The 13,172-nt window shown below is 39.5% G+C and carries 13 protein-coding genes; 12 read left to right on the forward strand and 1 reads right to left on the reverse strand.

All coding sequences use genetic code 11. The annotated features are described in order from the left end of the window. From E7C97_RS07770 to E7C97_RS07815, 10 genes are all read left to right on the forward strand, one after another. The coding region (locus tag E7C97_RS07770; protein ID WP_316108725.1) for a S1 RNA-binding domain-containing protein at window positions 1-346 on the forward strand (346 nt) is incomplete at its 5' end. A gap of 85 nt (window positions 347-431) precedes the next feature. Continuing rightward, window positions 432-929: a GAF domain-containing protein gene (locus E7C97_RS07775; protein ID WP_070460986.1), complete on the forward strand. Its 498-nt coding sequence runs from the start codon at window positions 432-434 to the stop codon at window positions 927-929. After that, window positions 929-2,593 (forward strand): DNA polymerase III subunit gamma/tau, encoded by a 1,665-nt coding sequence (dnaX, locus tag E7C97_RS07780; protein WP_316108728.1) that lies wholly within the window; start codon window positions 929-931, stop codon window positions 2,591-2,593. The genes E7C97_RS07775 and dnaX overlap by 1 nt, the downstream gene beginning before the upstream one ends. Before the next feature lie 22 nt (window positions 2,594-2,615). Further along, complete coding sequence (locus tag E7C97_RS07785; RefSeq protein ID WP_001081607.1) at window positions 2,616-2,810, forward strand: DUF3272 family protein; 195 nt, start codon at window positions 2,616-2,618, stop codon at window positions 2,808-2,810. A 152-nt stretch (window positions 2,811-2,962) separates the two neighbouring features. Continuing rightward, window positions 2,963-3,733: a Fe-S cluster assembly ATPase SufC gene (sufC, locus tag E7C97_RS07790; protein ID WP_000114489.1), complete on the forward strand. Its 771-nt coding sequence runs from the start codon at window positions 2,963-2,965 to the stop codon at window positions 3,731-3,733. Between the two features lie 27 nt (window positions 3,734-3,760). Then, window positions 3,761-5,023 (forward strand): Fe-S cluster assembly protein SufD, encoded by a 1,263-nt coding sequence (gene sufD, locus E7C97_RS07795; protein ID WP_316108730.1) that lies wholly within the window; start codon window positions 3,761-3,763, stop codon window positions 5,021-5,023. 10 nt (window positions 5,024-5,033) lie between these two features. Next, window positions 5,034-6,260 (forward strand): cysteine desulfurase, encoded by a 1,227-nt coding sequence (locus E7C97_RS07800; protein WP_316108731.1) that lies wholly within the window; start codon window positions 5,034-5,036, stop codon window positions 6,258-6,260. Then, complete coding sequence (sufU, locus tag E7C97_RS07805) at window positions 6,247-6,687, forward strand: Fe-S cluster assembly sulfur transfer protein SufU (RefSeq protein WP_316108733.1); 441 nt, start codon at window positions 6,247-6,249, stop codon at window positions 6,685-6,687. The genes E7C97_RS07800 and sufU overlap by 14 nt, the downstream gene beginning before the upstream one ends. A 57-nt stretch (window positions 6,688-6,744) precedes the next feature. Further along, window positions 6,745-8,157 carry a Fe-S cluster assembly protein SufB gene (gene sufB / locus E7C97_RS07810; RefSeq protein ID WP_006151262.1) on the forward strand — a complete coding sequence of 471 codons (1,413 nt, stop codon included), beginning with the start codon at window positions 6,745-6,747 and terminating at the stop codon, window positions 8,155-8,157. Window positions 8,158-8,439: 282 nt separating this feature from the next. Then, the gene (locus E7C97_RS07815; RefSeq protein WP_316108739.1) at window positions 8,440-9,837 is read left to right on the forward strand and encodes an amino acid permease; all 1,398 of its coding nucleotides are present in this window, start codon (window positions 8,440-8,442) and stop codon (window positions 9,835-9,837) included. A gap of 36 nt (window positions 9,838-9,873) precedes the next feature. Here the strand turns inward: E7C97_RS07815 and pbp3 are convergent, their stop codons facing one another. Continuing rightward, window positions 9,874-11,115 carry a D-alanyl-D-alanine carboxypeptidase PBP3 gene (gene pbp3, locus E7C97_RS07820; protein ID WP_316108741.1) on the reverse strand — a complete coding sequence of 414 codons (1,242 nt, stop codon included), beginning with the start codon at window positions 11,113-11,115 and terminating at the stop codon, window positions 9,874-9,876. Between the two features lie 105 nt (window positions 11,116-11,220). Here pbp3 and E7C97_RS07825 point away from each other — a divergent pair, with 105 nt between their 5' ends. Further along, entirely contained in the window at window positions 11,221-12,330 is a 1,110-nt protein-coding gene (locus tag E7C97_RS07825) for an AI-2E family transporter (RefSeq protein WP_316108742.1), read from the forward strand. A gap of 423 nt (window positions 12,331-12,753) precedes the next feature. Further along, window positions 12,754-13,172 (forward strand): GTP-binding protein (locus E7C97_RS07830; protein WP_316108743.1); only part of this gene is annotated, 419 nt, incomplete at its 3' end.

The raw sequence follows: 13,172 nt of genomic DNA on the forward strand, positions 1-13,172 counted from the left end.
TAAACGTTTGACTGACTTCGGTGCATTTGTTGAAGTATTGCCAGGTATCGATGGACTTGTTCACGTATCACAAATTTCACACAAACGTATTGAAAATCCAAAAGAAGCTCTTAAAGTTGGTCAAGAAGTTACTGTTAAAGTTCTTGAAGTTAACGCTGATGCAGAACGTGTATCTCTTTCTATCAAAGCTCTTGAAGAACGTCCAGCTCAAGAAGAAGGACAAAAAGAAGAAAAACGCGCTCCACGTCCACGTCGTCCAAAACGTCAAGAAAAACGTGATTTTGAACTTCCTGAAACTCAAACAGGATTCTCAATGGCTGACTTGTTCGGAGACATCGAACTTTAATCCATTCGAATTTGAATAAAATCCTTTGTTTTTAAAACAAGGGATTTTTCTTTTTTCTACTAGCATTTTTTGATATAATGGTTTTATGTTATATTCAGAAAAAGAATCACTTTATCAAACAATAAATGAACAGCTCTCTTATCTTTTAGAAGGAGAGCCCAATGTGTTGGCTAATCTATCAAATGCCAGTGCTCTGCTAAAAACAAGTTTTCCCAATACTGTTTTTGCAGGTTTCTATCTATTTGATGGGAATGAACTGATTTTGGGACCCTTTCAAGGTGGAGTTTCATGTGTACGAATCGCTCTTGGAAAAGGTGTTTGTGGAGAGTCTGCAGCTAGTCGTCAAACAGTGATTGTTGGTGATGTTAAAACCTATCCAAACTATATTTCTTGTGATAGTAGTGCTCGTAGTGAAATTGTTGTGCCGATGGTTAAAGAGGGACGTCTTCTGGGCGTTCTAGATTTAGATTCATCTCTTGTTGATGATTATGATGATTTGGATCTGAAATATCTAGAAGAGTTTGTTTCTATTTTGTTAGAGAAAACCGAATGGAATTTTTCAATGTTTGAGGAGAAAGCGTAATGTATCAGGCCCTTTATCGAAAATATAGAAGTCAAACATTTTCACAGTTAGTAGGCCAGGAAATTGTTGCAAAAACTCTGAAACAAGCCGTAGAGCAGGAAAAGATTAGCCATGCCTATCTATTTTCAGGGCCTCGTGGAACTGGAAAAACCAGTGTAGCCAAAATTTTTGCCAAGGCTATGAACTGCCCTAATCAAGAGGGAGGAGAACCTTGCAATAACTGTTATATCTGTCAAGCTGTAACAGACGGTAGCTTGGAAGACGTTATCGAAATGGACGCGGCCTCTAACAATGGAGTGGATGAAATTCGTGATATCCGTGATAAATCAACCTATGCTCCAAGTATAGCTCAGTATAAGGTCTATATCATTGATGAGGTTCATATGCTTTCAACTGGAGCCTTCAATGCCCTTTTGAAAACTCTTGAAGAACCCACTCCTAATGTTGTTTTTATCTTAGCAACGACAGAGCTTCATAAGATTCCTGCAACCATTTTGTCTCGTGTTCAACGCTTTGAGTTTAAATCTATTAGAACTCAGGATATTCGAGATCATATCTTCCATATTTTAGAGAAGGAAGGGATTGCTTATGAAACTGAAGCTGTTGAGATTATCGCTCGTAGGGCCGAAGGTGGTATGCGGGATGCTTTGTCCATTTTAGACCAAGCATTGAGCTTGACTCAAGATGCTAGATTAACAACAGCTGTTTCTGAGGAAATTACTGGGACTATTAGTCTAAGTGCTTTGGATAATTATGTGGCTGCCTTGGCACAAAAAGATGTGACTCGTGCTTTGGAAAATCTTAATTTGATTTTTGATAACGGAAAAAGCATGACACGATTTGTAACGGATTTGTTGCAGTATCTAAGGGATATTTTGATTGTCCAAACTGGTGGGGAGAATACTCACCATAGTGATCTCTTCAAGGATAACCTAGGACTTTCACAGGCTATTTTGTTTGAGATGATCGGAATTGCAACTAGTAGTTTAGCTGATATCAAGGCTAGCTTACAGCCTAAGATTTATGCTGAAATGATGACCATTCGTTTGGCAGAGATAGATTCAAAACCAACATTATCAGATGGTACAAGTGGAGAATTAGCCTCACTTAGAGAAGAAGTTGCGCGATTGAAACAGGCTCTGGCAAATGTTAACATGAGTCCTAAGCAGACTACACCAACACCGAGTCGTCCAGTTAACAGCAAGTCAGTTTATCGCGTAGATCGCAATAAGGTTCAGTCTATTCTTCAAGAAGCTATTGAAAATCCTGATTTAGCCCGTCAAAATCTAATACGTCTTCAAAATGCTTGGGGAGAAGTTATTGAAAGCTTGTCAGGTCCTGATAAGGCACTTTTAGTTGGTTCTCAACCTGTTGCGGCTAATGAACATCATGCCATTCTTGCATTTGAGTCTAACTTCAATGCTGGTCAGACCATGAAACGTGATAATCTCAACACCATGTTTGGTAATATACTCAGTCAAGCAGCGGGATTTTCACCAGAGATTCTTGCTATTTCCATGGAAGAGTGGAAAGAAGTCAGAGCTGATTTCTCAGCGAAGGCTAAATCGTCTCAAGGTCAACCGGTTAAGGAAGAAGTTGAAGAATCTGTCCTTCCTCAGGGATTTGAATTCCTAGCGGATAAAGTGACCATTGCAGAAGATTAAAAGGATTTTGTGAAATAATACGATGAACAGACAACAATTTATAATTATGGCCTTATTTACTGCTGCCGAGACTTATTTCTTTAATGAATCCATCATGGAGCAACGGTATATCGTGGCCTTGCTTTGGGCTATTTTAATCCTAAGAAATTTTAGAGTCAGCTATATTATGGGTAAAATTGTCAACGCTATTGATGACCATTTTCGAGGAAAGAAGTAACCCTCAGCTTCTAGACAAAATTAAAGCCTTTTAGGCTTTTTTTTGTTATACTATTAAAGTATATTTATTGACATTTTATCGTTTTTTACTAGAAAAATAAGGACAATTTTCTAGCGAAAATGGTAAAACGGATTGAAAAGAAAGGAACTATCATGTCAGTATTAGAGATCAAAGATCTTCACGTTGAAATTGAAGGAAAAGAAATTTTAAAAGGGGTTAACCTAACCCTGAAAACAGGCGAAATCGCCGCTATCATGGGGCCAAATGGTACTGGTAAATCGACTCTTTCTGCCGCTATCATGGGAAATCCAAACTATGAAGTTACCAAAGGTGAAGTCTTGTTTGACGGTGTAAATATCCTTGAATTGGAAGTGGACGAGCGTGCGCGTATGGGACTTTTCCTAGCTATGCAATACCCATCAGAAATTCCTGGAATTACCAATGCTGAGTTTCTTCGTGCAGCCATGAATGCTGGTAAAGAAGACGATGAGAAGATTTCAGTTCGTGAGTTTATTACTAAACTAGACGAGAAGATGGAACTGCTCAACATGAAAGAAGAAATGGCAGAGCGTTACCTCAACGAAGGCTTCTCTGGTGGTGAGAAAAAACGTAATGAAATTCTTCAACTCTTGATGTTGGAACCAACATTTGCCCTTTTGGATGAGATTGACTCTGGTCTTGATATTGACGCTCTTAAAGTTGTGTCTAAAGGTGTCAATGCTATGCGTGGTGAAGGTTTTGGTGCTATGATTATCACTCACTACCAACGTCTTTTGAACTACATCACACCTGATGTGGTACACGTCATGATGGAAGGTCGTGTTGTCCTTTCTGGTGGTCCAGAATTGGCTGCGCGTTTGGAACGTGAAGGATACGCAAAATTAGCTGAAGAACTTGGCTATGACTACAAGGAAGAATTGTAATTCCCTCGTATCTTTTAGGAGAAGTAAATGACTAAAGAAACTATTAAACTTTTTTCAGAAATGCACGCTGAACCAAGCTGGTTGTCTGAACTCCGTCAAAAAGCTTTTGACAAAATTGAGAGCCTAGAATTACCAGTCATTGAGCGTGTCAAATTTCACCGTTGGAATCTTGGTGACGGAACTATCACAGAAAGCGAACCCTCAGCAAATGTTCCTGACTTCACAGCTATAGATAACCACTTGAAGTTGGTCCAAGTAGGAACTCAAACTGTTTTTGAGCAAATTCCAGTTGAGTTGGCTGAACAGGGTGTTGTCTTCACAGACTTTCATTCAGCTTTAGAAGAAATTCCAGAGCTGATCGAAGAATTCTTCATGTCATCTGTTAAGTATGACGATGATAAATTAGCAGCCTACCACACAGCTTATTTCAATAGTGGTGCTGTTCTCTACATTCCTGATAACGTGGAAATTGCTGAACCAATCGAAGGAATTTTCTACCAAGACAGCGATATCGATGTGCCATTTAACAAGCACATTCTGATCATTGCAGGTAAAAACTCTAAAATCAGCTACCTCGAACGTTTAGAATCACGCGGTGAGGGTAGTGCTAAGGCGACTGCTAATATCACAGTTGAAGTGATTGCACGTTCTGGTGCTCAAGTGAAGTTTGCGGCGATTGACCGTCTAGGTGAGAATGTCACTGCCTACATTAGCCGTCGTGGTAAATTAGGCAACGATGCAAGTATTGACTGGGCCATCGGTGTCATGAACGAAGGAAATGTCGTTGCTGACTTTGATAGTGACTTGATTGGTAATGGTAGCCATGCAGATCTCAAGGTCGTTGCACTTTCAAGTGGACGTCAGGTTCAAGGGATTGATACTCGAGTGACTAACTATGGTTGCAACTCTATTGGTAATATCCTTCAACATGGGGTTATCCTTGAAAAAGCAACCTTGACATTTAACGGTATCGGACACATCATCAAAGGAGCTAAGGGAGCAGATGCCCAACAAGAGAGCCGTGTTCTCATGCTTTCTGACCAAGCGCGTTCAGATGCCAACCCAATTCTCTTGATTGATGAAAATGATGTTACTGCGGGTCACGCGGCTTCTATCGGACAAGTTGATCCAGAAGACATGTACTACCTCATGAGCCGTGGCTTGGATAAGGCAACTGCAGAACGTTTAGTTGTTCGTGGTTTCCTTGGATCCGTTATCGTTGAGATTCCAGTCAAGGAAGTTCGTGATGAAATGATTGCAACGATCGAAGAAAAATTGTCAAAACGCTAAGGGGAAGCCTATGTTAGATGTAGAAGTGATTCGTAAGGATTTTCCAATTTTAGACCAGATTGTCAACGATGAACCTCTGGTTTATCTGGATAATGCCGCGACGACACAAAAACCACTAGCAGTTCTGGAAGCCATTAACCGCTACTATAAGCAGGATAATGCCAATGTTCATCGAGGGGTTCACACTTTGGCTGAACGTGCGACAGCTTCCTATGAGGCTGCTCGTGAAACTATTCGTAAGTTCATCAATGCGGGTTCAACAAAGGAAGTTCTCTTTACCAGAGGTACCACAACTAGTCTCAACTGGGTAGCGCGCTTTGCTGAGGAAGTTCTGACAGCAGGGGATCAGGTCTTGATTTCTGTCATGGAGCACCATTCCAATATCATTCCTTGGCAGGAGGCCTGTCGCAAGACGGGAGCGGAGCTTGTCTATGTTTATCTCAAGGACGGAGCTCTGGATATGGTTGACCTGCGGGCTAAATTGACGGACAAGGTTAAGTTTGTCTCGTTAGCTCATGCTTCCAATGTTCTTGGAGTGGTCAATCCTATCAAAGAAATCACTCAAATGGCTCATGAAGTTGGAGCTATTATGGTGGTGGATGGTGCTCAGTCTACACCGCATATGAAGATTGATGTCCAGGACTTGGATGTAGATTTCTTTGCTTTCTCAGGTCACAAGATGGCTGGTCCGACAGGCATCGGTGTTCTTTATGGCAAAGAAAAGTATCTGGAACAAATGTCACCGGTGGAGTTTGGTGGCGAGATGATTGATTTCGTTTATGAACAATCTGCAAGCTGGAAGGAATTGCCTTGGAAATTCGAGGCTGGAACTCCTAACATGGCAGGAGCAATTGGACTTGCTGCTGCAGTAGATTATCTTGAAAATCTTGGGATGGATGCGATTGAAGCTCATGAACAGGAATTGATTGCATATGTCTTTCCAAAATTGCAGGCCATTGAAGGACTGACTATCTATGGTTCACAAGATTTGGCTCAACGTTCAGGTGTCATTGCCTTTAATCTAGGTGATCTTCACCCTCACGACCTCGCTACTGCTCTGGATTATGAAGGAGTAGCAGTTCGTGCCGGACACCATTGCGCTCAACCTTTGCTCCAGTATTTGGACGTTCCAGCAACAGCTCGTGCAAGTTTTTATATCTATAATACCAAGGCAGATTGCGACAAGTTAGTCGATGCTTTACAAAAGACAAAGGAGTTTTTCAATGGCACTTTCTAAACTAGATAGCCTTTATATGGCAGTGGTAGCGGACCATTCGAAAAATCCCCATCACCAAGGGAAGCTAGAAGATGCTGAACAAATCAGTCTTAACAATCCAACCTGTGGTGATGTGATTAATCTCTCTGTTAAGTTTAATGCAGATGATCGTTTGGAAGATATCGCTTTTCTAAACTCTGGTTGTACGATTTCAACCGCCTCTGCTAGTATGATGACAGATGCAGTCTTAGGAAAGACCAAGCAAGAAATCCTAGAGCTTGCAACTATCTTTTCTGACATGGTTCAAGGTCAAAAGGATGAGCGTCAAGATCAACTTGGAGATGCAGGTTTCTTGTCAGGAGTTGCTAAATTTCCGCAACGAATCAAGTGTGCAACCCTAGCTTGGAACGCCCTTAAAAAAACAATTGAAAATCAAGATAACAAGTAAGACAAGCTTTCTTTGTCTTATAAATCATCAGAAATAAAGAATGAAAGAAAGGATATTATGGCTGAAGAAAGAGTAGAACCAAAACCAATTGACCTTGGTGAATATAAATTTGGTTTTCATGACGATGTAGAGCCTGTCCTATCGACAGGAAAAGGATTGAATGAAGATGTCATTCGTGAACTATCAGCTGCTAAGGGAGAGCCTGAGTGGATGTTAGAATTCCGTTTGAAATCTTATGAAACCTTCAAAAAAATGCCCATGCAAACATGGGGAGCAGACTTGTCAGAGATTGATTTTGATGACTTGATTTACTACCAAAAACCATCTGATAAACCAGCCCGTTCTTGGGATGAAGTTCCTGAAAAAATCAAAGAAACTTTTGAACGTATTGGGATTCCTGAAGCTGAGCGTGCTTATCTTGCTGGAGCTTCTGCCCAGTATGAGTCAGAAGTGGTTTACCATAACATGAAGGAAGAATTTGAGAAGTTAGGTATTATCTTTACTGATACAGATTCTGCCCTCAAAGAGTACCCAGACTTGTTTAAACAATACTTTGCGAAGTTGGTACCACCGACTGATAACAAGTTGGCAGCCCTCAACTCAGCAGTTTGGTCAGGTGGAACCTTTATCTACGTACCAAAAGGTGTCAAGGTAGATATTCCACTTCAAACTTACTTCCGTATCAACAACGAAAACACTGGTCAGTTTGAACGTACCTTGATTATCGTTGATGAGGGAGCAAGTGTCCACTATGTAGAAGGATGTACAGCGCCAACTTATTCAAGCAACAGCTTGCACGCAGCCATTGTAGAAATCTTTGCTTTGGACGGAGCTTACATGCGTTATACAACCATCCAAAACTGGTCTGATAACGTTTATAACTTGGTAACCAAACGTGCTAAGGCTTTGAAAGATGCGACAGTTGAGTGGATTGATGGAAACTTGGGTGCCAAAACAACCATGAAATATCCATCTGTTTACCTTGATGGAGAAGGAGCACGTGGAACCATGCTTTCGATTGCCTTTGCCAATGCAGGGCAACACCAGGATACTGGTGCCAAGATGATCCACAATGCACCGCATACAAGTTCATCAATCGTCTCAAAATCTATCGCCAAAGGTGGAGGGAAGGTTGACTATCGTGGACAAGTAACCTTTAACAAGAACTCTAAGAAATCTGTTTCTCACATCGAGTGTGATACCATTATCATGGATGACTTGTCAGCATCAGATACCATTCCGTTTAATGAAATCCACAACTCACAAGTAGCTTTGGAACACGAAGCTAAAGTATCTAAGATTTCAGAAGAACAACTCTATTATCTCATGAGTCGTGGTCTGTCAGAATCTGAAGCAACTGAAATGATTGTCATGGGATTTGTCGAACCCTTCACTAAAGAACTTCCAATGGAATACGCAGTTGAGCTCAACCGCTTGATTAGCTATGAAATGGAAGGATCAGTCGGATAAACTTTATGAACAGAAACTGAGGCTGGGACAAAAGTCCTAGCCTCTCAATTGTCTTTGGATTGTCGAGCAAGACGCAGTGGTTGAGTGGGCTCTACTACGCTGAATTCATCAGCTTTTACAGCCCTACTCAACTGTGCGGAGGTGGGACGACGAAATCGTATTCTAACGAATTACCGATTTCTGTCCCACTCTCAGTTTTTTTGATGAAAGATGCTAATAAATATTCACAAAAATCCTTATATATGATAAAATAATACAATCTTATAAATTGGGAGATGAATGATGAATATTTTTAGAACCAAAGACGTTAGTCTAGGTAAAACAGAAATGCATCGCCATTTAAAACTATGGGACTTAATTCTTTTGGGAATTGGTGCCATGGTGGGAACAGGTATTTTTACGATTACAGGAACTGCTGCAGCAACATTAGCAGGACCTGCCCTTGTGGTATCGATTGTAATTTCTGCTATCTGCGTGTCCTTATCTGCACTCTTTTTTGCAGAATTTGCTTCTCGTGTTCCTGCAACGGGTGGAGCATATAGTTATTTATATGCAATTTTGGGTGAATTCCCAGCCTGGATAGCTGGTTGGTTAACCATTATGGAATTTATGACAGCAGTTTCAGGTGTTGCTTCTGGTTGGGCGGCCTATTTTAAAGGTTTGCTTAGCCATTATGGAATTTCCTTGCCACAAGCCTTAAATGGAACTTTTAATACCGAACATGGTACTTATATTGATCTTTTACCGATTTTAGTAATTCTACTTGTTACAGGTGTTGTACTTTTAAATTCGAAAGCAGCTCTTCGTTTTAATTCTATTCTTGTTGTTTTAAAATTTTCTGCTCTTGCCTTATTTATCCTAGTTGGTATTTGGTACATTAAACCTGAAAATTGGTCAGATTTTGCACCATTTGGATTTGGTCAAATTTATGGTGGAAGCACTGGAATTATGGCAGGTGCTTCACTGATGTTCTTTGGATTCTTAGGGTTTGAGTCCATTTCTATGGCAGTTGACGAAATTCAAAGTCCACAAAAGAATATTCCACGTGGGATTGTTTTATCCTTAACCATTGTAACCATTCTGTATGCCTTGGTTACCTTGATATTGACAGGTATCGTTCACTATAGCAAGCTTAATGTTGATGATGCAGTGGCTTTTGCTCTTAGAAGTATTGGTATTGGTTGGGCAGCTAATTATGTTTCTCTCGTTGCTATTTTTACTTTGATTACGGTATGTATTTCCATGACTTACGCCTTGTCTCGAATGATTTATAGTTTGGCACGTGATGGGCTCATGCCTCAGAGTTTCAAACAAGTGACTAAGACCAGTCGTGTCCCTAAGAATGCGACCATTTTAACAGGTGTTGTTTCAGCGATTGCAGCGGGAATTTTCCCACTGGCAAGTATCGCAGCCTTTCTCAATATCTGCACCTTAGCCTATCTTATTCTCCTAGCCTATGGGATTATCAAACTGAGAAAAGATAAGGGTATGCCCAAAGAGGGAGAATTTAAAACTCCCCTGGTACCTTTTTTACCAATCTTGTCTATTCTAATCTGCCTTTCATTTATGCTTCAATATACCCTTGAAACATGGATGGCATTTGGACTAGCTTTATTAATAGGCGTTATTATTTACTTTGTTTATGGATATAACCATTCGACTGTAGCTGAAAATGAATAAAGAAAAAAATCGCGAAATTCGCGATTTTTTGATTTTTTATAACTTCTCGTTAACAAAACGAACGAAGCGATTCCACCAAACTTTTAAGAAGAAGGCTTTTTCGACATTTTGTTCTGCGACCATCTCAAAACTAGGTTTGTCAGTTGTAATGTATCCTTGACCAACTAGATCCTTGTCTTCATAAGTCAAATGTCCAACGACAGTTCCTGCCTCTAGTGGAGCAGTGTGTTCAGTCGTGTCCGCTGTGTAAATAATAGTTGATTGTGTACGACTACCAAGACGTTGTACGATTTTGATATCTTCTTTGGCGACAGCTGTAACTGTATCTTCCTTCCCATCTAATACAGGCGATTTACTATCTTCGTAACTTTCCCCTTGTTTGACGATTGTCTGAAGAGCAAAGTTTGATGAGATGTAATCTAAAATAGAAGAAGTAGCTGTAAAGCGTGCATATGGATTGGTATCTTGGTTGTCAGCGTTTAAGACAACTGTGATGATACGCATTCCTTTTTCTACAGTCGTACCTACAAAGGATGCTCCAGCTTTATCAGTTGTTCCTGTTTTAAGACCGTCAACACCACCACGATAAGCAGGCATTCCCTCCAACATATAGTTGGTAGAATGAATGGTCATCCCTGCAAAAGTAGAAGAAGGTTTCTTGGTGATTTCTAAAACTTGAGGATACTTGAGGATGAGATTGCGAGCAACGACAGCAACATCATAAGCGCTCAATTTGTTTTCATCATCTTTCTTTGAACCAGGATAGATATTAGTGCCAAGAGTTTCATTGTTGAGCCCTGTTGTGTTGACGAGTGTAGCGTCTTGAATTCCCCATTCTTGTAGTTTTGCCTTCATCATATCTACAAAGTCCTTCTCAGAACCGGCAATTTTTTCAGCTAAAGCGATAGCAGCACTGTTAGCGCTAGATACCAAAGTTGCTTCTAGCAACTCTTCGACAGTGTAATTTCTAGCTTCCATGGGAACATTACTAGCCGCAGAATTAGTTGTCAACTGGTAGGGGTAATCAGAAATTTCTACAGGAGTAGAAAGAGAGATTTTCCCCTGTTCCAAGGCTTCGTAAACGAGATATACGGTAAGCAATTTGCTAATAGAAGCAATTTCAACAGGTTGAGTAGCATCCTTTTCGTATAATATCTTACCGCTATTAGCTTCAACAGCAATGGCATGTTTTGCTGCTACATCAAAATCCTGGGCAAAAACCGTAGTAGCGGAACCAAACGAAATAAGTGTTAATAGTGTTAAAAATAATTTCTTCATAGTAATTGTATTCTATCATAAAGACAAAAAATATTCTTGTTTTTATAATGTAGGTTATCAATCTTTTTTGAAATATGGTAAAATAGGAAAAAGAGGAGGTGGCTTATGTTTCGGAGAAATAAATTATTCTTCTGGACCACTGAGATATTATTAATAACCCTTATTTTCTACTTATGGAGAGAGATGGGTGCTATTATTACACCCTTTGTCAGTGTTGCAAATACAATCATGATTCCTTTTTTATTGGGAGGATTTTTGTATTACCTAACCAACCCAATTGTTATCTTTTTAGAGAAGGAATGCAAAATCAATCGCATCATTGGGATTTTGTTAACCCTTTGTGCCTTAATTTGTGCAATCGTACTTAGTTTTGTCTATCTGCTACCGATTTTGATTAATCAGTTGAGTAGCCTAATCTATTCGAGTCAAAACATTTATGGTCGTCTTCAAGATTTAGTCATTGAGTTATCAAAACATCCAGCCCTGCAAAATCTAGATATTCAACAAACTATTCAACAACTAAATCTCTCATATGTTGATATTTTGCAAAATATCTTGAACAGTGTGACAAATAGTGTTGGAAGTGTTCTATCTGCACTCGTAAGTACTGTATTGATTATCATCATGACACCAGTTTTCTTGATTTACTTCTTACTTGATGGGCATAAATTTTTACCCATGCTAGAAAGAACGATATTAAAACGAGATAAATTGAACATATCTGGTTTATTGACAAACCTAAATACAACTATTTCTCGTTACATTAGTGGAGTGTCTATTGATGCAGTTATTATTGGATGTTTAGCTTTTATCGGTTATAGTGTGATTGGTCTAAGATATGCCTTGGTCTTCGCCATTTTTTCTGGATTGGCTAATTTGATTCCATATGTAGGACCAAGCATTGGATTGATTCCAATGATTATTTCAAATCTCTTTACCGATCCTCATAAAATGATTATTGCTGTCATTTATATGTTGATTATTCAGCAAGTTGATGGAAATATTTTATATCCACGTATCGTGGGTGGAGTTATGAAGGTTCACCCAATTACTATTTTAGTCTTGCTTTTATTATCAAGTAATATTTACGGTGTGATTGGGATGATTGTTGCTGTTCCTACCTATTCCATTTTAAAAGAGATTGCTAAATTCTTAGCGCGACTGTATGAAAATCATAAGGAAGCACAAGAAGTTAAGAAACATCTATCAGAATAAAGATGTCGGGATAAAAGCTCCCGACCTTTTTTTGATTATAGTATCTTTGGTGCTGTAGTTGATCAACCTTTTTATTGGTTTTAAACTCTCAAATCTCTTATGATGAAACTTTAATTTTTCTATACATAATTTTCTACAAACAACTGAATGATTGAAGTCTTTCGGGGCTGGAAATAGGAAATTCAGACTTGGGTTATCGATTGATGGTCTATCGCCTTTTGCTGAAATAAGCCTAGTTATAGATATTTTAAATAAATTGGTAGAGGAAGTAGAGCAAGAATAAGAATAATTCACAAAAACTTTGTAAAACACTTGCAATTTAGCTGAAATTTGATAAAATAGTAAGGAAAGTTAGACTGTATTGCCTACTGTCTATCTAACTGTCTATCTATAAAATATATTTTATTGGAGGCTTTTACTCAAATGGCAAAAGAAAAATACGATCGTAGTAAACCACACGTTAACATTGGTACTATCGGACACGTTGACCACGGTAAAACTACCCTAACTGCAGCTATCACAACTGTTTTGGCACGTCGCTTGCCTTCAGCAGTTAACCAACCTAAAGACTATGCGTCTATCGATGCTGCTCCAGAAGAACGCGAACGCGGTATCACAATCAACACTGCGCACGTTGAGTACGAAACTGAAAAACGTCACTACGCTCACATCGACGCTCCAGGACACGCGGACTACGTTAAAAACATGATCACTGGTGCCGCTCAAATGGACGGAGCTATCCTTGTAGTAGCTTCAACTGACGGACCAATGCCACAAACTCGTGAGCACATCCTTCTTTCACGTCAGGTTGGTGTTAAACACCTTATCGTCTTCATGAACAA

This window comes from Streptococcus sp. (assembly GCF_032481935.1).
In the GTDB taxonomy this organism is placed as follows: domain Bacteria; phylum Bacillota; class Bacilli; order Lactobacillales; family Streptococcaceae; genus Streptococcus.